The sequence below is a fragment of the Clostridium sp. 1001271B_151109_B4 genome (genome assembly GCF_015670405.1).
In the GTDB taxonomy this organism is placed as follows: domain Bacteria; phylum Bacillota; class Clostridia; order Clostridiales; family Clostridiaceae; genus Clostridium.
In genome coordinates, this window is sequence record NZ_JADPBQ010000023.1 from 8,807 (window position 1) to 29,709 (window position 20,903).

Genomic DNA, 20,903 nt, shown 5'->3' on the forward strand with positions numbered 1-20,903 from the left:
CCGAGGAGAGATGGTCGAGTTGGTTTAAGGCACCGGTCTTGAAAACCGGCGTGCGTGTGAGCGTACCCAGGGTTCGAATCCCTGTCTCTCCGCCATAAGTCTTTAGCATTAGCTAAAGACTTTTTTTTGCATAAAATTACAAATTGGCGTGTAAGTATGAATAAGTTAAATGAAATATTAGAATATAATAAAATGTTTGTAGAAAATAAAGAATATGAGAAATATAAAACAATAAAATATCCGGGAAAAAATCAGCAATTTTATCTTGTATAGATACACGATTAATGGAATTATTACCAAAGGCCCTTAATTTGAAAAAATGGAGATGCTAAAATAGTAAAAAATGCAGGAGCTACTATAATGCATTCATTTGGAAGTATAATAAGAAGTATTATAGTTGCAATTTATGAATTTAATAAAGATGAGGTATTAGTAATTGGACATAAAGGTTGTGAAGTGAGCACTATAGATGGTGAAACTACTATTAATAAAATAGTAGAACGTGGGGTGACGAGAGAAGCAATAGAAATATTGACGAAGTCAGGTATAGATATAAAGAAGTGGTTACATGGATTTGATTCTATAGAACATTCAGTATTAGAAAGTGTAGAGTTAATAAAAAAAACATCCTCTGGTACCTAAAGATGTAAAAGTACATGGTTTAATAATGGATCCTTAAAGTGGAAAGCTAGAAGTAATAAGTGAAGATTACTAAGAAATAAAAAAATAAAAAAATTTTTAAAAATGTGTTGACATAATTATTAGGCATTGATATAATAAATCTTGTCTTGGAGAGATGGTCGAGTTGGTTTAAGGCACCGGTCTTGAAAACCGGCGTGCGTGTGAGCGTACCCAGGGTTCGAATCCCTGTCTCTCCGCCATAAGTGGAGAATTACTCAAGTGGCTAAAGAGGCTCCCCTGCTAAGGGAGTAGGCTGGATAATACTGGTGCGAGGGTTCGAATCCCTTGTTCTCCGCCAAAAGCATCTAACGTTTGTTAGATGTTTTTTTGCGTTTAAATAAAAGATATAGGCATTAGTAATATTAATAAGTATATTAACAGTGTGAAAAAAGATTAAATTCCAATTTTTCCATAATTAATAATTGTAAACGTAATATTTAAATGGTATACTTTTATATAGTTAAGATAGTATGACTTAAAATAGGAGGGTAATAAATGGAAAAGAAATATGTTGTAGGTGTAGATTTAGGAGGAACTAAAATTTACACAGCTTTAGTAGATTTAGAAGGAAATATTATAAAAGAAAAAACAGTTGAAACTTTAGCTAATGAAGGTGAACAAGCTGTTATGGGAAGAATAATAGATACTATTAATTATGTTATAGATGGAACTGATAAAGACTCAATAAGATCAATTGGAATCGGTTCTCCAGGTCCATTAGATGTTAAAAATGGTATTATAATTGAAAATTCAAATTTACCTTTTAAAAACTTTGCAATAGTAAAGACAATAAGGGAAACATATGATTTACCAACTTATTTAGATAATGATGCTAATGTTGCTACATTAGGAGAGTTTATGTTTGGTGCAGGAAAGGGTACTGAAAACATGGTATTTATTACAGCAAGCACAGGAATCGGTGGTGGAGCTGTTTTAAATGGAAAATTATTTAGAGGAGCTACAGGAAATGCATTAGAAGTTGGACATACAATAGTTGCAACTGAAGGTCCAAGATGTGGATGTGGGAACGTTGGATGTGCAGAGGCATTTGGTTCAGGTACAGCAATTGGTAAGAGAGCTAAAGAAGCTGTAGCAAGTAATGTAGAAACAACATTAAAGAACTATGAAGATGTAACGGCTAAAGAAGTGTTTAAAGAAGCAGCTAACGGTGATAGAGTTGCTAAGAATATATTAGAAACTTCATTAACTTATCTTGGAATAGCAGTAGCTAATACTATAACTAACTTTGACCCAGAAAAAGTTGTTATTGGTGGTGGAGTAGTTAATGGTGGAGATATAGTGTTAGATACTATAAGAAGAGTAGTTTCAGAAAGATGCATGAAAACTTTTGTTGAAAACTGTACAGTAGAAAAAGCTGTTTTAGGTGGAAAAGCAGGAGTTTTAGGAGCAGCAGCTTTAGCAATAACTGAACAATAATAACAATTTTAAGAAAAGCTACAACACGTAGAGAATATCTATAGGTGTTGTAGCTTTATTTTTACAATAAATATATTATTTTAAATAGGTAATTAGAAAAGTAGTAAAAGCAATAGTATTATTAATGTAGGGTGGGGTTAAATTGATTTATGGAAATAAAATATATTTAAGAGAAATATTAAAAGAAGATATTGATGTAGCTTATAATTTATGCTCTGATAGTGAAGTATTAAAATATAATGGTGATCAATATGGAGTATTATCAAAAAAATATATAATTGAGCATTTAAAATATTTAAACATACCTTCAAGAAGAAATTATGTAATTGTAGATAAACAAAGCAATATTGTAGGCGTAATAATATATTCTGAAGATAAATATGCTAGAAATGTATATAGTATTAGCATAACTATAGGTAAAAAATATTGGCGTAAAGGATATGGAAGTGATGCAATACATACTATTTTAGGGTATTTATTTGGAAAAATAAAAGCTCATAAAGTTGAGTTAGAAGTTGTAAGAGAAAATGAAGCTGCAATATTGTGTTATAAAAAGTGTGGATTTATAGAAGAGGGGATAAGAAGGAGTAAATATTATTACCAGGGAGAATATTTAGATACTATTATAATGGGGCTATTAAAGGAAGAATATAAATGGTAAGGAGTTGCATATGGGAATTAGATTTATTTTTGGTAGAGCTGGTTCTGGAAAAAGTTATTATTGTTTAAATCAAATAAAGAAAAAATTAGAAAATGATAAAAATAATAAATTAATATTACTTGTACCAGATCAATATACATTTCAAACTGAAAAGAAATTATTAGAGTATATAGGAGAAAGAGCATTAATTAGAGCTGAAGTATTAAGCTTCAAAAGAATGGCTACAAGGGTATTTGATAGATGTGGTGGCAGGGCAATTAACGTAATAGAGGATTCAGGAAAAAATATGCTTATTTATAAGCTATTAAAGGATAAAGGAGAAGAACTTCAATATTTTAATAGAATTAGTAAGCAGCAAGGCTTTGTTGGAATAGTATCAAAGTCAATAACTGAATTTAAGAAGTATAATATTTCCGAGGAAATTTTAAGAGAAAAAGAATTACAAATAGATAATAAGGATTTAAAAGAAAAGGTAACTGACTTAGCATCTATTTATAAAACATTCAATGAAAATCTTCATAAAGGATATATAGATTCAGAAGATATATTATCTATTTTAGCAAAAAAGTTAAAAGAATGTGAGCTATATAATGATGCTGAAATATGGGTAGACGAATTTACAACATTTACCCCACAGCAGTTAGAAATTTTAAAGGTATTAGCTAAACAATGTAAGAATATAAACATTACTTTATGTAGTGACGGTCAAATTCAGTTTACTGAAGGTGAAACTGATATATTTGACGTAATAAAAAATACGGAAAATAGATTATTAAAAATGATGCAAGAAAATAATATTGCATATAAGGAGCCTGTTAACTTAAATAAAGAAAATATATATAGATTTAAAGAAAGTAAAGAGTTAGGTCATATAGAAAAATACTTCTTTAACTTTCCATTTAAAATATATAAGGATGAATGTAAAGATATAAGATTATATAAAGCTAATAATAATTATTCTGAAATAGAGTGGGTGGCTCAAGATATTTTAAGACTTGTTAGAGATAAGGGTTATAGATATAAGGATATAGCTGTTGTTTGTAGAGAAATAGATAGTTACGATAAGATTACTTCAGTTATATTTAATGAATATAATATTCCATATTTTCTTGATAAGAAAAGGGAGATATTAAGTAACCCATTAGTAGTACTAATAATATCAGCATTAGAAATATTAAGTACTAATTGGTCTTATGAAAGTGTATTTAAATATGTTAAGAGTGGGCTTGTAACATTAGAATCAACATATATTGATAAATTAGAAAATTATATTTTAGCTAATGGGATTAAGGGTTATAAGTGGACTCGTGATTTAATATGTAGTACAGATGAAGAGTTAACTCAAGAAGAAATTGAAGTTTTTGAGTATATGGAAGAAGTCAGAAGACCAATAATTAATTTATATAATAAGATAAAAGGTGATGTTACAGTAAAAAAATATTGTACAGCATTATATGAATTCTTATTAGAGATAAATGCTTTTGAAACTATGGATAGGTGGCTTGAAAACTTTAGTACACAAGGAATGCAAGATAAGATTAAGGAGTATACCCAAGTACCATCTATAGTAATGGATATGTTAGATCAAGCTGTAGAAGTATTAGGTGATGAAGAAGTTGATTTAAAGACTTTTTCGAAGATATTAATATCAGGATTTGAAGAAAAAGAAATTGGTGTAATTCCTATGGCATTAGATCAAGTAAATATAGGTGATATAGCAAGAATAAAGGGTAGAGATGTAAAGGCGCTTTATATAGTTGGCGCTAATGATGGGGTATTACCATCAGCTAATAAGGATGAAGGTATATTATCTGATGAAGATAGACTTGAATTAAAACAATTAGGAATTGAACTTGCTAGCGATACAAGAAGCCGAATATTTGAAGAGCAATTTATGGTTTATACAGCTTTAACTATACCTTCAAATTATTTAATGGTAACTTATCCAATGGCAGATTTTGAAGGAAAGTCCTTAAGACCATCAATAATAATACCAAGATTAAAAAAGATTTTACCTAGATTACAAGAAGAAAGTGAAATATTTAATAAGAATTTATTTAACGATAAATATTATAATATAACAGCACCAACTCCAACATTTAATGAACTTATAGAAGCGTTAAGAAAGGAATATGAAAAGGAGGAAATTGACCCTCATTGGGTAGAAACTTTTAAGTGGTTTGAAGAAAGTGATGAATTTAAGGATAGAACTAAAATTATCTTTAATGGATTAAATTATACTAATCTAGTTGAAAGAATTCCAAGAGAAAAAATGAAGAAGCTTTATAGTAATGATAATGGAAGATTAATGTTTAGTGTTTCAAGAATAGAAAAATATGCGCAATGTCCTTTTAGCTATTATGTTCAATATGGATTAAAGGCTAAGGATAGAAAAGTATATGAATTTTCAGCTCCAGACTTAGGTTCATTTATGCATGACATATTAGATCAATTTACAAATAAAATAAGAAAAGAAAATATATCATGGAGCGATTTAACTAAGGATAGATGTAGTGAAATAGTTAATGAATTAGTTAATACTAAACTTAAAAATGAGACTAATTCTATTTTAAATAGTAATAAGAAGTATCAATATTTCTCAGAAAGATTTAAAAAAACTATAAGTAAATCTGTAACTGTAATATCAGAGCAAATGAGAAAAGGTGAATTTGATATATTTAAGAGTGAATTTGATTTTGGTGATTTTAAAGATTCAGATCCAATAAAATTAGAATTGCCTTCTAAGGAGACAGTTTATTTAAAGGGTAGAGTTGATAGAATAGATAAGGTTGAATTAAATGGAGAAACTTATATAAGAATAGTTGATTACAAGTCAGGTTCAAAAAGTTTTGATTTGAATGAATTGTATTATGGATTACAAATTCAGTTATTAGTTTATTTAGATGCAATACTAAAAAACTCAGAACAGATTTTAAAAACTCAATGTATGCCTGGTGGAATATTATACTTTAAAATAGATAATCCGATAATTAAATCTAAAAAGGCATTAAGTGAAGAAGAAATCCAGATAGAAGTATTAAAGAAGTTAAAGATGGATGGATTATTATTAAAAAATGTAGAGCTTGTAAAAGCTATGGATAATGATATGGAAACATACTCATTAATAATACCAGCTGCATTTAAGAAAGATGGAGATTTTACAAGTACTAGTTCAGTGGTAACGGAATTACAGTTTGAATTATTAAGAAATTATGTTAATGATAAAATGATTGAAATATGTGAAGAGATGCTTAGTGGAGAAGTTAAAATAGAACCTTGTAAATCTTCAAAGGTAACATATTGTGATTACTGTGATTATTCTGCAATTTGTCAATTTGATACTTCGATAAGGGATAATAAGTATAAAATTATCTTGAAGAAGAAAAAGGATGATCTATGGAATGCAATGGAAAACAAAGTAAAAGAGGAGGAGAGTAAGTAAATATGGCAGAAACTAAATGGACTAATGAACAGCTTCAAGCAATTGAAACTAGAAGATGCAATTTACTTGTAGCAGCCGCCGCGGGTTCAGGTAAAACAGCTGTTTTAGTTGAAAGAATTATAAGAATAATAACCAATGAAGAAAATCCAGTAGATATTGATAAGCTTTTGGTTGTTACTTTTACTAGTGCAGCAGCTTCGGAGATGAGAGAAAGAATAGCAGCTGCTATATCGAAAGCTTTAGAGAAGACTCCTAACTCTAAAAATCTTCAAAGACAGCTTACTTTATTGGGAAGAGCTAATATAACTACTATGCATTCTTTTTGTTTAGATGTAATTAAAAATTATTTTTATACTATTGATTTGGATCCTAGCTTTAGAATCGGGGATGAGACAGAAGCAACATTAATGAAAAATGAAATAATAGAAGAGCTTTTTGAAGAGTATTATGAAGAGGATAATGAAGAATTTAAGGAGTTAATAGAAGCATATAGTGGCGCTAAAGATGATGAAAAATTAAAAGAAATGATACTTTCTTTATATAGATTTTCTATGAGCGGACCTTGGCCTGGGAAATGGTTGATTGAAAAAGCAGAAGCTTTTAATATTACTACTTTAGAAGAACTTGATAAAAGTGAATGGGTAAAGGTATTAAAAGATAGCTTAAGAGTAGAATTAAATGGATTCTTAAATATGTATAAGAAGGCAATTGAGATAATTAAGGATACTGATGGATTAGAGCCATATTTAGATGCTTTTAATAGTGATTATGGATATTTAGAAAGATCTTATGAAAGCTTAAATGGAAGCTTAAATGACATTTATATTGCTTTAAATTCTATTTCATTTATTAAGCTAAAGACTATTAAGAAGAATCAAGTTTCAGATGAAAATGCTCAAAATTCAGTTAAGGGCATAAGAGACTCAGTTAAGAAAAAAATAAAATCATTAATTGAAAATACTTTTGAATTTACTCCACAAGAAGCTTTAGAGGGAATAATGGAAGTGTATCCTTTTATGAAGACTTTAGCTACTGTAACTCTTGAGTTCTCAAAGCGATTTGATGAAAAGAAAAGAGAAAAAAACATATTAGACTTTAATGACTTAGAGCACCTTTGTTTAAAAATATTAATTGATAGGGATGAAAATAATAATATTGTACCTTCAAAGGTTGCAGAACATTTTATGGAGTTCTTTGATGAAGTATTAGTAGATGAATATCAAGATTCTAACAATGTTCAAGAAACTATAATAGATTTAGTTTCAAGAAGAAAATTAAAAGAGTCTAATGTATTTATGGTTGGTGATGTTAAACAAAGTATATATAGATTTAGGCAGGCAAAACCTGAACTGTTTTTAGATAAATATAATAGATATTCTTTAGAGGGTGAAAGTAAGGATAGAAAAATCCAATTATATAAAAACTTTAGAAGTAGGCAAGAGGTTATAGAAGGCGTAAACTATATATTTAAAATGGTTATGTCTGAAACTGTTGGTGAACTTGAATATACTGATGAAGAGGCATTGAACTTAGGAGCAAGTTTTAAGGATGTAGATGATGAAATTTCAATAGTAGGTGGAGAAATTGAACTTCATATATTAGATAAATCAGGTATTGTTAAGGAAGAAGAAATTGAAGTTGTAGATGAAGACAATGAAGGTGGAAGTAAAGAAGAGGAAGAAGATATAGATGCTATTACTCTTGAAGCTAAAATTGTTGCAAAAAGAATAAAGGAATTATTTGAATCTAAAGATGGTAAAAAGTTTAAAGTATTTGATAAAGATACTAATGAATATAGAGATGTTAGATATAAGGATATAGTTATTCTTTTAAGAGCAACAAAAAATTGGGCAGAAATATTTTTAGATGAATTAGGTTCAGAAGGTATTCCAGTGTATGCTGATACAGGTAGTGGATATTTTGAATCTATTGAAATTAGAACTATAATGTCACTATTAAAAATAATTGATAATCCACTTCAGGATGTACCTATGATAGCAACTTTAAGATCACCTATAGTTGGATTTACGGCTGAGGAGTTAAGTGATTTAAGGCTATTAAATAAGGATTTATATTTTTATGAAATAATAAAGGAAGTATGCGAAGGGAACTATGAGGTTAATAATGAATTAAAGTTTAAATGTATTAACTTTATAGTGGCATTAACTAAGTGGAGAGAAAAATCTATTTATACTCCAATAGATGAATTTATATGGTATTTATATATGGATACTGCATTTTATGGATATGTTGGAGCGATGCCTAATGGAAAGCTTAGACAGGCAAACTTAAAAATTCTTTTCCAAAGAGCGAAACAATATGAAAGCACTAGCTTTAAAGGATTATTTAATTTTATAAACTTTATTAATAAGTTAAGAAAATCTTCTGGTGATATGGGAAGTGCAAAGGTACTTGGTGAAAATGAAGATGTAGTAAGAATTATGAGTATTCATAAAAGTAAAGGCTTAGAGTTCCCCGTAGTATTCACTAGTGGAATGGGTAAACAATTTAACTTAATGGATTTATCAAATTCTATTTTATATCATGAAGAATTAGGGTTTGGTCCTAGTTATGTTAATTTAGAAACTAGAAATTCATATTCAACATTAGCAAAAGAAGCTATAAAGAAAAGGATAAGATTAGAGACTTTATCTGAAGAAATGAGAATACTGTATGTTGCATTTACTAGAGCTAAAGAAAAGTTAATTATTACTGGAGCAACTAGTAATTTAGAAAAATCAATTAATAATTGGATATCTTCAGCTTCCTTAGATGAAAATATAGTATTGCCTTCAGAAGTCTTAAAAGGAAAATCATATTTAGATTGGATTGCTATGGCAATGTGTAAACATACCTGTGGAGAAAAGTTAAGAGGGGTTACGGGTGCTACCAGAGATTTAATTACTAGTGACTTTTCCACATGGAATATCAAATTCTGGACTAAAGATTTATTAACAGTGGATAAAAATTTAGAGACTGTGGATAAAATTGAAGAAGATAGCCTGTTTATAACTTCTGAAGATATAGTTGTTGATAAAGAAATAAAGAGAAGGCTTGATTATAAATATAAGTTTATAGAGGGAGCAATGTTACCGAGTAATATTTCTGTATCAGATTTAAAAAAGAAAGAATTTACTTATGGAGATGAAATCCATGATACTGTAGAAGTATTTAAAGAAAAGGAAATTTTAAAACCTAAATTTTTAAAAGAGGAAAAAGGATTATCGGCAGCTGAAAGAGGAACTGTAATTCACTATGTTATGCAAAGATTAAATTATGATAGAGTAAATAGTGATTCTGAAATAAAGGCCCAAATTGAAGAAATGGTATTAGATAATTCATTAACTGAAAAAGAGGCTTCTGTTGTTTGGTATAAAAAAATATATAAATTCTTTATTAGTCCGTTAGGTGAAAGATTAGTAAAATCTTATAAAGAAGGAAGATTGGTAAGTAGGGAATTACCTTTCTTTACTGAACTAAGTAGCGTAGAATATAATACAGAATTAAGTAGAGATGTTTATATTGATGAAAAGATTAGGCTTCAAGGGATAATAGATTGTTTCTTTGAAGAAGAGGATGGAATAGTACTTTTAGATTATAAGACTGATTATGTTGAAGAAGGTAATGAAGATGAGATTATTGAAAGATATAGAGCTCAACTTAAGTACTATAAAAATGCTTTAGAAAAAATAACAGGGAAAAGAGTAAAGGAAAGTTATCTTTATTTATTTGGAATAGATAAAGGAGTTTTAGTAAAAGAATAATTATTAAATAGATAGGCTAGCAGAAAAATGATATGATCACTTTATGGTAGACAGTTAAAATAATAAAGACTGCTACTTGAGAGGGAGCATATCAGAATTTTGCTAGCCTTTAGTGCATTATACATTAAAGAAAGTTTTCAGAAATTTTTAAAAGACTGTCCTTAGTATTTAGAGTTTTATCATCTAAAACTTTTTCTAATAAAAATATTAGTATTTCTCCAATAATTTTTCCAGGTTTAATATTTAAATGTGTCATTAAATCAGAGCCAGTAACAGCTAAGTCTTTGATATAAAGTGGTTCTTTATTTTTAAGTATTAATTTTACTCTATCAGAAATATAATCTACTTTTTTCAAGAAAGGAACTGGATCCCATAATGAATTTATATCAGCTTTTTGGAGTTCAAAAAGTGTAAATATATTTTCACTACCAACACGTATTAATAATCTTTTGATTTCACCATCAGTAGGCATATAATTAACATCTAAAACTAAGTGATCATAAATTATTTTAGAAACTTTGTCTATAGTATTATTATCAAATTTTAGCCTAGATAATATTGGTTTACATATTATTGCACCTTCTTGAGCGTGACCAGGGAAGTAGCAATGACCATTAGGTAATTGCTTTAATGTATTAAGCTTACCAACATCATGAAAAAGAGCTGATAATCTTAAGATTAAATCATTATTTGAAGTATTACTTATTACATTTAAAGTATGATTAAAAACATCTCTATTATGATTATTACAAAGAGGTGTATAACCAACCAAATTATAAATTTCAGGAATAATTATTTCAAGAATTCCAGTGTCTTTAAGTAAATTCAAACCATCACAAGGATTGTCGGAAATCAGGATTTTACATAATTCATCTCTAATACGCTCAATACTAATATTTTTTATTAGTTTATAATTTGATTTTATAGCTACATATGTTGAATCATCAATTTTAAATCCTAACTGACAGCTAAATCTAATAGCACGCAACATTCTTAAAGCATCTTCTTGGAATCTTTTATTTGGATCGCCAACAGCCTTAATTATTTTATTTTTTATATCATCTATACCATTAAAATAGTCTATAAGGCCTTCTTTATTGTTATAAGCTAAAGCATTAACTGTAAAATCACGCCTTGATAAATCTTCTTTTATGTTTGAAACAAATTCAACAGACTCGGGATGACGATTATCTAAATAATTTCCTTCTGTTCTGTAAGTAGTAACTTCTAGATTTTCATTATCCAATACAACGGTAATTGTCCCATGTTTAATTCCCGTTGGTATTGTTTTTTCAAATAGTGATTCTGTTATGTTTGGTAAGGCAGAAGTGGTTATATCATAATCCTTAGGTGTTAAGCCAAGTAAGCAATCTCTAACACATCCACCAACCATAAAGGCTTCATAATTATTTTTATAAAAAGTATCTATAATAAATTGAACGTTATTAGGTATATTAATAAACATATTAAATCATCCTTTAAAATAAATTGTTATTAATATATTTTAACATAAAGATCATTAAAAAAAGATAATAGTAAAAAATTAAGAGGTAGAAGTTAACTGAATTAGAATTTAATTTCTACCTCTTAATACTTATTTAATTATTACTTTTGTACCTGCTTCTATATTGTCATATATCCATTTAGCATCTTCAGTTTTTAATCTAATACAACCATGAGAAGCAGGAGTACCTAAAGTGTTATCAACTACTTCACTTTGGTCTTCATTATAAGGAACTGAGTGGAAAAGATAATCTCCATAAAACTGTACCCAGTACTTACCACCTTGTTTGTATTTATCAGAAAAGAACCAATCACCACGTTCCCTTACATCATAAACACCAGTAGGTGTATTTTCACCATCTATGCCAGTTGAACAATTAAAGGATTTAATTTTATCCCATTTGTTCATTGAGCCTTTATAAACATAAGTAATTTGATCAGCTAAACTAACGTATATTAAATTAGAAGTTAAGCTTTCAAGATTTAATGTATTAATATTAGAGCTAGTTATTGAATTAAGCAACTCACTAGATGTTGATGTTGAATTTTGTGTACTATCCGATGAACTTAATGAAGCTAAGTAACTTTCTTTAGCCTCAGCAATTGAAGTAATTTTATTTTGAACATCAGAATCATCTTTTGAAACTATAGAAGTATCAATATTATTTAATAAATCTATAGCTTTTGTATAGTAATCATTATTAGCTAATTCATCTGCCTCATTGAATATATTTTCTTTATAGTTACTAATACATTTTTCTATATATTCATTTGCTTTTTCTGAATAGTCTGAATCAGCAGGGATTTTCTTTAGAAAATTAAGAGCTTCTTCAAAGTTACCATTATCACAATTATCTAATCCAAGAGATAAAAGAGCTTCGTAATCTGAAGAGTCTTCAGCTTCATAACTTTCATCTAATGAAATTATAAGCTTATTTATAGATGAATTTAAGATATCATAACTTTTAATTTCATTAAGAACTATTAAAGCTTTATCTTTATTTTCATCATTTTCTGATAATGTGTCACATATATTATTAACTATTCCAGAAAAGTAAGTATTTAAATCAGTATTTAGTGTTTTTTTCTTTAATTTTAAATAGATACTATTACTATCAATAAGCTTTTTGGCATCAGTAAAATTACAATTATTAAATTCTGAATAAAACGTACTTGTAATTGTGGAATATTTATAATTAACATAATAGTTTAAAGCCAAAATTAATAATAGGAATGAAAAAGTAATAGTAACAATTCGAAATATATTCTTTTTTTTACGTTTTCTAAATAAATTTTGCAATGTTATACCTCCTTATAGCTATTAATAATATTTGACTAATTTTCCAATTTTAAACCTATAATTAGTAAATTTATAAAAAGTACATAAGAAAATATTGAAAATATGTTATACTTAAAAAGTATAAAGGTTTGTTAATTTAGAAGGTTTAATAGAATAAAGGAGCGATAATTTAAAAATGAGAAATAAATTTATTTTTAGCATAAATCCTAAGAAATATGTTTATTTAAATAAAGAAAAATTAAGTAAAGGTTTTTTATATATTTTGTTGTTATCTGTAATTATTGGACTTGTTCAAGGAATAATGGGAGCAGTGTTAATATCAGGATTAGAAAAAACAACTAAAATGATTTTAGAAGAAGATGAAGTGCAATTTGAAATGAAGGATGGAATATTAGATTTTAAAAATTCACCTTTAAAAGAAGAAGAGGGTCAGGCTTTGTTATACATTGATACAAATAAAGATATAGACGATTTAGATTCACTAAGAAGCATTACAGTTCATAAGGATACAGTTACTGTATTACTAAAAGATGGATTTATGGTTAAGAGTGGTTCAGAAAGTGTTACTCAAAAATATTCTGATTTAGGGTTAGATTTAATTAATTTTAATAATGATTTTGTTATATCAGTCATTGAAAAAATTGATATAGTAAAATATATAATAACACCTATCATGATAGTAGTTAAATTTATTCAATTATTAATGTATGCATTATTTATATCATTAATAGGGATATTAAGTAATTTAATTTTAAATAGAAAAATGCCTTATAATAGAGTATTTAATTTAGCACTATATTCAGTTACATTACCAACAATAATTAATATAATATTCCCAATAGGAGTATATTCAATTTTAATTGGAGGAATCATATTAATGTTTGGATTAAGTTTTATTAATGATAATTACTTAAAACAAACTATTAATAGGGAATAATTGCAATATTAATTGTTTTATTTCTTGAAAAATTAATTTATTTGTGTTAACATAGATTTGTTAACACCATGGAGCGTTAGTTAAACGGATATAACACGCCGCTACGGACGGCGCATTAAGGGTTCGATTCCTTTACGCTCTGCCATGTAAGAACTGTTGAATTTCAACAGTTCTTTTTTTATTGATTAAATTTCAATTTGCTAGGAAAACTAAGAATATAGTTTGAGTAAAGAGGTATCAAAAATATGATTAATATTTTAATAAGTCAAGTTGATGAACATAATGAAAGTAATATATTAGCAACAAAAGAATTTAATCCAGAAAAAGTCTATCTTATTAAAGATAAATGCTATGCAGCAAAGGCTGAAGCATTAAAAATATATTATGAAAAAAACTTTAAAAATGTTAAGTTAGAACTTTTTGATTTTGAAGAAGGAAATAAAGAGGCTTTAGAAAAAATAATAGATAATGTAGAGGACGAAAATATAATAGTAAATTTAACTGGTGGAAAAAGAGTAAATTCCTTAATTTTATTAGATATTTGCTTAAAAAAGAAAATTAAAGCAGTATACATTGGTATTAAAGAAAAGATTATGTATGAATTTGATAATAATGATGTTTTAAGTTCAAACAAAAACTTTGAAGATTTAGAAATTGACGATATAGCAAAGGCTTCAGGAGGCATGATTATTGAAGATGCTTCACAACTATGTAATAAAAAAGATTTAATATATTTTTCAGAACAAATATCAAAGAATTTACCATTATGGCATGAATATAAACAAAAATTATATGAAGCAAGTATATTTGAGCATGATGCTAATAATCAGCAAAGAATATATATACATACAGATAAATTAGATGAAAAAGAAAAAAAATTGTTAAATAAAGTGTTAGAAAAACTTAAAGAAATGAAAGAAATAACTCTAAATGAAAGTAATAATAAAATTATAGTAGATTTTTTAAATAATTATATAAAAGCATTTATTTTTAAGAGTGGTACATGGTTAGAAATAGAAACTAATAAGCTTATTAATAAAATAGAAGAAATAGATGAATCTAAAAATGGTGTTATGTTTTTATGGAATGATGATAATAAAAGTGTTAGAAATGAAGTAGACGTAGTAGCAGTAAAAGATTCTGTGCCTATTTTTATTTCTTGCAAGGATAGTGATAAATACAATGAAATGGCACTAAATGAATTAAATGTTTATGCTTCAAAATTTGGTGGCGAAAATTCATATAAATTCTTGGTAGCAACAAAAGAACCAATAAAATCTCCAGTAAGCATAAGAGCAAAAGAAATGGGAATCCACCTAATAATCTTCGACGGAGACGAAGATAAATTTATACGAACAATTAAAGCTATAATTTAGTTGCAGTACAGTAAAGCAAAAAAATAAATAGATTATCTCCAGGAATTAGTATAATTTTCGATAAGAATTTATATCCTTATTTCCGTAAAAACTGCTAAAGCTTCGGATGTCGTTTCACTCCCTCAGCTTCTTAGCGCAGTTTTTATTTCAATAAGGATTAAATTCTAAAACTCAATTATAATATTCCTTCCGATAATCCATTTATTTTTTCTTTATTACCACATTCCACTAATTTAAGCCTAAGTTGATTCTAGTTATTTAACTCTTGTGCTATAAAATAGTAGTATTGCAATTCAAGGGATAATTTAGTTTGCTATGGGTATACAGAAAAAAAGAAGATATTATATTGAAGGCAATATTGAAAGCAAGCCGTAGAATTTAATAGTTACTGGAGTAAAGTTCGCGTTAAGAAGATTATATGTTTGAGCCGATAGGCGAGTTTATAATCTTTAGCAAACTTTATGGAAGTAACTATATAAATTCAAGGCGAGATTTCATAAATTCCCGTAAAGATAATGTCTTCTTTTTTCGATATTACACGTGATAACTAAATTTTTCACCAATTTTTTCTCCCATGTTGACTTTAGTTTCGAAGCCAAAGGAAGATTGAAGTAAAATGTCATCATCTATAGTTACTGTATTCTTTTTGAAGAATAAAATTGTTGTTGATCCACCAAATTTGAAGTAGCATTTTTCATCACCTTTTTTTACCTTTTGATTAGGTGTATAGCTTTGGATTATAGAACCAACACAAGTAGCACCAACTTCAACATGAATTACATCACCGAAGTTTTTAGAGTGGAAAACTGACCATTCCCTTTTATTTTGACAATATAATTTAGGGACTCGCTCTAAAGCTGTAGGATTAACAGAATAATAATTTCCGGGAACCTTATTTGAAGCTTCAATAGTTCCATTATCTATAAAATGTAATCTATGATAATCAGTAGGGCATAATCTTAAAACTAGACAAACACCTCCACTATATTCTTTTGCAATTTCATCATCTTGAATTAGTTCAGATAAGCTATAAGTAATTCCTTTTACTTGAATTAGTTCATTTATATCAATATTAGTATAAGCCATTAAACGTCCATCGCCTGGAGAGATTAATATATTTTTATTAGTATTAATCGGTCGTGCTTCTCTTGTAAGTTTTCTAATAAAAAAATCATTAAAACTTTTAAAATCAGCAGGAATGGTTGGACACATATCCATATCAATATTAAAACTTGAAATAAAAGAAGAAATTTTTTTCCTACTTAATTTACTATCACAATAAAATCCGTATATTTTTGAAAATATCCTTCTTTTAATAAATAATTCTACAAATCCTTTGCCGATTGGAGATTCATATGCCCAATTAATATATTTTTCTCCAGCTACAGTTTCTGTATCATATTTATTTGTTCTTCTATTATAAATTTGTATCATGTAATTACCTCGTATTATTTTTTATAATTAATAAAAGACTATTAATTATCATAAAGATATATTTAGTTACTATTATATAATATATTAACATATTTTATTTTAATAGTTTATTAACATTAATATAAAGAAAAAATATTTGAAATAAAAGATATAAAATAATAGAATAAACTTATAAAATATAGTTAGTGATATGGAGGGGTAAAATGAGTTTAGAAATAAAAATAGTAAATGCAACAATAGATATTTTTAGAGAAAAAGGTGTTAAATTTACTATGGATGATTTAGCTAATAGACTTGGCGTTAGCAAACGTACATTATATGAAAATATAGATAGTAAAGAAATACTTTTAAATTTACTGGTAGATGAAGTATTTGATTCAGTAACTGAAAAAGGAAAAGATGTAATTAATGATGAGAGTATTGGAAATTTAGAAAAATTAAAAAGGATACTGACTATTTTACCAACATCTTACGATACTATTGATTATACTAAAATACATGAAGTAAAAAAGTTCTATCCTAAAATATATGAAAAAATCATATATAGATTAGATTTGACTTGGGAACAAACAGATGAATTAGTTAAGAAGTGTATTAATGAAGGATTAATTAAAAAAGTGAATATATATCTTATGAAGAGTATACTAATAGGAAGTATAAGAATCTTATTAGAAGATAATAAATTAAGAGAAGAAAAAATAGATTACTCTGAAACAATGAAGAGTATTGTAGATATAATGTTTGATGGATTAGTAATTAAATAAATAAAAAGTCATAATAAAGGAGCCTGTAATCTAGACTCCAATATAATGACTTTTTTATTATTCAGCGAATTTTTCTAAGAATTCATCGTAAGACATTGATCTATCTAAAATAGAACCATCATCACTTATTCTTATGATTCTATTTGCAACTGTTTGAACGAATTGGTGGTCGTGAGAAGCAAATAAAACATTACTGCTATAATCCTTTAATCCATTATTAACAGCTGTAATTGATTCAAGGTCTAAGTGGTTAGTAGGTCCATCTAAAATTAATACATTTGCACTAGAAAGCATCATTCTAGAAAGCATACATCTAACCTTTTCTCCTCCAGATAATACATTAGCTTCTTTTAAGGCTTCTTCTCCAGAGAATAACATTCTTCCTAAGAATCCTCTAATATAACTTTCAGATTTTTCTTCAGAGAATTGTCTTAACCAGTCAACTAAGCTTAATGAGCAATCATTAAAGAATTCAGAGTTATCTTTTGGGAAGTAAGCAGTAGTTATAGTGATACCCCATTTGAATTCACCAGCATCTGGTTCCATTTCTCCGTTTATTATTTTAAATAAAGTAGTGATTGCAATTTCATTACCAACAAAAGCAATTTTATCTTCTTTATTTACTCTGAAGCTTACGTTATCTAAAACTTTAACTCCATCAATAGTCTTAGATAATCCTTCAACTACTAATATATCATTACCAACTTCTCTTTCAGGTTTAAATCCAACGAATGGATATCTTCTGCTTGATGGTTGAATATCATCTAAAGTAATTTTATCTAATAACTTCTTACGAGATGTTGCTTGCTTAGATTTAGAAGCATTAGCACTAAATCTTGCGATGAAGTCTTGTAATTCTTTAATTTTTTCTTCTTTTTTCTTATTTTGATCTTTAGCCATTTGAGTAGCTAATTGGCTTGATTCATACCAGAAGTCATAGTTACCAACATATAATTTAATCTTACCAAAGTCAACATCAGCCATGTGAGTACAAACTTCATTTAAGAAATGTCTATCATGTGATACAACTATAACTGTTCCTTCAAAGTCACCTAAGAAGTTTTGAAGCCATTTAATTGATTTTATATCTAAGTGGTTAGTAGGCTCATCTAGGATTAATATTCCAGGGTTACCGAATAAAGCTTGAGCAAGTAATACTTTAACCTTTTCTGCACCTGTTAATTCAGACATTAATTTGTAGTGAGCATCAGTTCCGATTCCTAAACCTTGTAATAAAGATGATGCTTCTGACTCAGCTTCCCATCCATTTAATTCAGCAAATTCACCTTCTAATTCAGCTGCTTTAATTCCGTCTTCATCTGAAAAGTCTGGTTTTGCATATAATTCATCTTTTTCTTTCATTATAGTATGTAATCTTTCATTACCCATTATAACCGTTTCTAAAACTGGGAATTCATCATACTTATAATGGTCCTGACTTAAAACAGACATTCTTGTATTTGGAGCAATTATAACTTCACCAGTGTTTGGTTCAACTTCTCCAGATAATATTTTTAAAAATGTAGATTTTCCAGCCCCGTTAGCACCAATAACACCATAGCAGTTACCAGGAGTAAATTTAATATTAACATCTTCAAATAATTTACGAGACCCGTATCTTAAACTTACATTTAAAACATTAATCACTCAACATACCTCATTTCATTTATTATTCTTTCGATATTATAACATAAAAATTTTAACTTTGTATTAAAATATACAATAAATAAACTAGTGAATTGGTGAGAAATCTGCAAAAAAAATCATTGTAAAAATTTTATATGCAAAAAATGATTTATTAACATAAAAAAGAAGCACAAATTAAGTATGTAAAAATAAAGAAAAAAGCTGATATATAATCAGCTTTTAAGTATTTATTTGATAAATATATTAATTATGCAAATAAGATTATTATTTTTCTTTATAAAAAGTATTTATTTAAGTCTTCAAAAGTTTTTATATTAAATATATTTAAAGCAATATTAATAACGTCATTGTTTTCTAAGGATTCTAATTTATCAATATATTTTTCTGAAAGTGTTCCTAATCTTTTTGTTAACAGTTGCATTAATAATAAATGTTGACCACGCTCTATTCCGGCTTCAACGCCTTCTTCGTAAGAACCAAAATTAAACATATAATATAAACCTCTCTTATAAAATTATATTACATAAGTAAAGACACAAATAAAGTGACTTAAACTGCCTAGTAATATGAAGATATGGAATATTTCATGAAATCTCCATTTGCCAATTCTTAATTTTTCTGGTTTAATTCCATAAATTACGCCACCAATTGTATAAAGAACACCACCAAGTACTAGCCAAAATAAGCTTATTCCAGGTAATACTGCTGTTAATGGTTTAATCATGAATAAAGCAGCCCAACCCATTCCTATATACATTGCAGTTTGAAGCCATCTAGGGCAATCAAACCAGCAAAGTTTAAATGTAATACCAAGCACAGCTATAGTAATCATTACTATAAACATTGTAAGCCCGAGTTCACCGCCTATAGAAATTAAGCAAAATGGAGCATATGAACCAGCAATTAAAACAAAAATCATTGAGTGATCTAGTTTTTGAAATATTGAAATAACTTTTTCACTTGAAGTTATTCCATGATACGTTCCAGAAGTTGTATATAAAAGAATTAAACTAATTCCAAAAATAACTACAGATAAGATGGCAGTACTTGATGGATTAGATGAGATTACCTTAGCTAGCATAGCAAATAAAGCAATTAGTGATAATCCAGCACCAACAAGATGAGTTATAGCATTAATAGGTTCCCTTAATTTTTTGTACATATAAAAAAACACCTCTCAATTCGACATGTGGTTTTTAAAACTACATGATATTATATTAATATTATTTATTATATGTGCATTATAGTCAAAGTTTATTTTAGGAGATTTAAGGAAATTATCAGTAAATACATCTGTTTTTCTTGCAAATATTAGAAAATACTATTATTATTAAAATATAGTAGTGATAATAAGTAGTTTTCAAAACTATATGGAGGATGTTATGGATATAATAGAAATATTAAATAATTTACCGTTAGAAAGTAATATTAGGTTAGATGAAGTACCTGAAATAGATTTATATATGGATCAAGTAATTCAATTGTTTGAATCTAAATTGAATAACCAAAAAAGAAATAATGATGAAAAAATATTAACAAAGACAATGATTAATAATTATGCTAAGGGAAAGCTATTATTACCAATAAAGAATAAGAAGTATTCAAAAGAACATATTATATTAATGTCTTTAATTTATAATTTAAAAGGAGCTTTATCAATAAATGATATTAAGAGTTCGTTAGATAAAATAATAAGTAAATCAGAAGAAGACAATTATCCATTAAGAGAATTATATTCGAGCTTTTTAGAAGAGTGTTCTAATGATGAAAATAATTTTAAAAGGGATGTAACAACAAAGTTTGAAGATATAAGCAATATAGTTGATAGAAATGAAAAGTTAGACGGGGATTTTGAAAAGAAATTTTTAGTGTTATGTTCTTTAGTAAATATGAGTAATATGTATAGAAGAATGAGCGAAAAATTAATTGATGAATTTTTTACTGAACAGGAGTAATA

General features: G+C 27.4%; 14 protein-coding genes, 4 tRNA genes and 1 pseudogene. 13 read left to right on the top strand and 6 right to left on the bottom strand.

The window, feature by feature from the left end; all coding sequences use genetic code 11:
• Nucleotides 1-4 precede the first annotated feature (4 nt).
• The 8 genes and pseudogenes from I4V63_RS13420 to addA all read left to right on the top strand — a co-directional run bounded on the left by I4V63_RS13420 (nucleotide 5) and on the right by addA (nucleotide 9,985).
• Nucleotides 5-95: transfer RNA gene (locus I4V63_RS13420), tRNA-Ser, on the top strand.
• 61 nt (nucleotides 96-156) lie between these two features.
• Nucleotides 157-679 (top strand): annotated as a pseudogene (locus I4V63_RS13425) (carbonic anhydrase).
• A 111-nt stretch (nucleotides 680-790) separates the two neighbouring features.
• Nucleotides 791-881: transfer RNA gene (locus I4V63_RS13430), tRNA-Ser, on the top strand.
• A 5-nt stretch (nucleotides 882-886) separates the two neighbouring features.
• Nucleotides 887-979, top strand: a tRNA-Ser gene (locus tag I4V63_RS13435).
• Between the two features lie 197 nt (nucleotides 980-1,176).
• Nucleotides 1,177-2,118, top strand: a complete 942-nt coding sequence (locus tag I4V63_RS13440) for an ROK family protein (protein WP_196001752.1) — start codon at nucleotides 1,177-1,179, stop codon at nucleotides 2,116-2,118.
• Between the two features lie 142 nt (nucleotides 2,119-2,260).
• The gene (locus tag I4V63_RS13445) at nucleotides 2,261-2,779 is read left to right on the top strand and encodes a GNAT family protein (protein WP_196001753.1); all 519 of its coding nucleotides are present in this window, start codon (nucleotides 2,261-2,263) and stop codon (nucleotides 2,777-2,779) included.
• 10 nt (nucleotides 2,780-2,789) lie between these two features.
• Nucleotides 2,790-6,221: a helicase-exonuclease AddAB subunit AddB gene (gene addB, locus I4V63_RS13450; RefSeq protein ID WP_196001754.1), complete on the top strand. Its 3,432-nt coding sequence runs from the start codon at nucleotides 2,790-2,792 to the stop codon at nucleotides 6,219-6,221.
• 2 nt (nucleotides 6,222-6,223) lie between these two features.
• On the top strand, nucleotides 6,224-9,985 hold the full coding sequence (gene addA / locus I4V63_RS13455; protein ID WP_196001755.1) for a helicase-exonuclease AddAB subunit AddA: 3,762 nt from the start codon (nucleotides 6,224-6,226) through the stop codon (nucleotides 9,983-9,985).
• Nucleotides 9,986-10,109: 124 nt separating this feature from the next.
• Here the strand turns inward: addA and I4V63_RS13460 are convergent, their stop codons facing one another.
• Complete coding sequence (locus tag I4V63_RS13460; RefSeq protein ID WP_196001756.1) at nucleotides 10,110-11,450, bottom strand: CCA tRNA nucleotidyltransferase; 1,341 nt, start codon at nucleotides 11,448-11,450, stop codon at nucleotides 10,110-10,112.
• A 129-nt stretch (nucleotides 11,451-11,579) separates the two neighbouring features.
• Complete coding sequence (locus I4V63_RS13465) at nucleotides 11,580-12,788, bottom strand: L,D-transpeptidase family protein (protein ID WP_196001757.1); 1,209 nt, start codon at nucleotides 12,786-12,788, stop codon at nucleotides 11,580-11,582.
• A gap of 175 nt (nucleotides 12,789-12,963) precedes the next feature.
• Here I4V63_RS13465 and I4V63_RS13470 point away from each other — a divergent pair, with 175 nt between their 5' ends.
• The 3 genes from I4V63_RS13470 (at nucleotide 12,964) to I4V63_RS13480 (ending at nucleotide 15,101) form a co-directional block, all read left to right on the top strand.
• The gene (locus I4V63_RS13470; protein ID WP_196001758.1) at nucleotides 12,964-13,725 is read left to right on the top strand and encodes a DUF1189 family protein; all 762 of its coding nucleotides are present in this window, start codon (nucleotides 12,964-12,966) and stop codon (nucleotides 13,723-13,725) included.
• Between the two features lie 70 nt (nucleotides 13,726-13,795).
• A tRNA-Arg gene (locus tag I4V63_RS13475) sits at nucleotides 13,796-13,870 on the top strand.
• A gap of 100 nt (nucleotides 13,871-13,970) precedes the next feature.
• A complete protein-coding gene (locus I4V63_RS13480) occupies nucleotides 13,971-15,101 on the top strand; it encodes a DUF1887 family CARF protein (RefSeq protein WP_196001759.1) in 1,131 nt (376 codons plus the stop codon).
• 534 nt (nucleotides 15,102-15,635) lie between these two features.
• On the opposite strand, the gene I4V63_RS13485 is transcribed toward I4V63_RS13480, so the two are convergent.
• A complete protein-coding gene (locus tag I4V63_RS13485; RefSeq protein WP_196001760.1) occupies nucleotides 15,636-16,535 on the bottom strand; it encodes a phosphatidylserine decarboxylase in 900 nt (299 codons plus the stop codon).
• 203 nt (nucleotides 16,536-16,738) lie between these two features.
• On the opposite strand from I4V63_RS13485, the gene I4V63_RS13490 reads away from it, so the two are divergent.
• Nucleotides 16,739-17,299, top strand: a complete 561-nt coding sequence (locus tag I4V63_RS13490) for a TetR/AcrR family transcriptional regulator (RefSeq protein WP_196001761.1) — start codon at nucleotides 16,739-16,741, stop codon at nucleotides 17,297-17,299.
• A gap of 57 nt (nucleotides 17,300-17,356) precedes the next feature.
• Here I4V63_RS13490 and I4V63_RS13495 read toward each other — a convergent pair whose 3' ends face one another.
• The 3 genes from I4V63_RS13495 to I4V63_RS13505 form a co-directional block, all read right to left on the bottom strand.
• Entirely contained in the window at nucleotides 17,357-18,946 is a 1,590-nt protein-coding gene (locus I4V63_RS13495) for an ATP-binding cassette domain-containing protein (protein ID WP_196001762.1), read from the bottom strand.
• Between the two features lie 274 nt (nucleotides 18,947-19,220).
• On the bottom strand, nucleotides 19,221-19,436 hold the full coding sequence (locus I4V63_RS13500; protein ID WP_196001763.1) for a DUF4351 domain-containing protein: 216 nt from the start codon (nucleotides 19,434-19,436) through the stop codon (nucleotides 19,221-19,223).
• Between the two features lie 24 nt (nucleotides 19,437-19,460).
• Complete coding sequence (locus tag I4V63_RS13505) at nucleotides 19,461-20,108, bottom strand: hemolysin III family protein (RefSeq protein WP_196001764.1); 648 nt, start codon at nucleotides 20,106-20,108, stop codon at nucleotides 19,461-19,463.
• Between the two features lie 220 nt (nucleotides 20,109-20,328).
• Between I4V63_RS13505 and I4V63_RS13510 the strand changes: the two genes are divergently transcribed.
• A complete protein-coding gene (locus tag I4V63_RS13510) occupies nucleotides 20,329-20,901 on the top strand; it encodes a DUF1836 domain-containing protein (RefSeq protein ID WP_196001765.1) in 573 nt (190 codons plus the stop codon).
• Nucleotides 20,902-20,903 lie beyond the last annotated feature (2 nt).

What these genes read in the sequence shown, in the direction of transcription:
- I4V63_RS13505 (WP_196001764.1), bottom strand. Translation starts at nt 20,108, where the DNA reads ATGTACAAAAAATTAAGGGAACCTATTAATGCTATAACTCATCTTGTT.
- addB (WP_196001754.1), top strand. Translation starts at nt 2,790, where the DNA reads ATGGGAATTAGATTTATTTTTGGTAGAGCTGGTTCTGGAAAAAGTTAT.
- I4V63_RS13500 (WP_196001763.1), bottom strand. Translation starts at nt 19,436, where the DNA reads ATGTTTAATTTTGGTTCTTACGAAGAAGGCGTTGAAGCCGGAATAGAG.
- I4V63_RS13460 (WP_196001756.1), bottom strand. Translation starts at nt 11,450, where the DNA reads ATGTTTATTAATATACCTAATAACGTTCAATTTATTATAGATACTTTT.
- I4V63_RS13510 (WP_196001765.1), top strand. Translation starts at nt 20,329, where the DNA reads ATGGATATAATAGAAATATTAAATAATTTACCGTTAGAAAGTAATATT.
- I4V63_RS13440 (WP_196001752.1), top strand. Translation starts at nt 1,177, where the DNA reads ATGGAAAAGAAATATGTTGTAGGTGTAGATTTAGGAGGAACTAAAATT.
- addA (WP_196001755.1), top strand. Translation starts at nt 6,224, where the DNA reads ATGGCAGAAACTAAATGGACTAATGAACAGCTTCAAGCAATTGAAACT.
- I4V63_RS13480 (WP_196001759.1), top strand. Translation starts at nt 13,971, where the DNA reads ATGATTAATATTTTAATAAGTCAAGTTGATGAACATAATGAAAGTAAT.
- I4V63_RS13490 (WP_196001761.1), top strand. Translation starts at nt 16,739, where the DNA reads ATGAGTTTAGAAATAAAAATAGTAAATGCAACAATAGATATTTTTAGA.
- I4V63_RS13485 (WP_196001760.1), bottom strand. Translation starts at nt 16,535, where the DNA reads ATGATACAAATTTATAATAGAAGAACAAATAAATATGATACAGAAACT.
- I4V63_RS13470 (WP_196001758.1), top strand. Translation starts at nt 12,964, where the DNA reads ATGAGAAATAAATTTATTTTTAGCATAAATCCTAAGAAATATGTTTAT.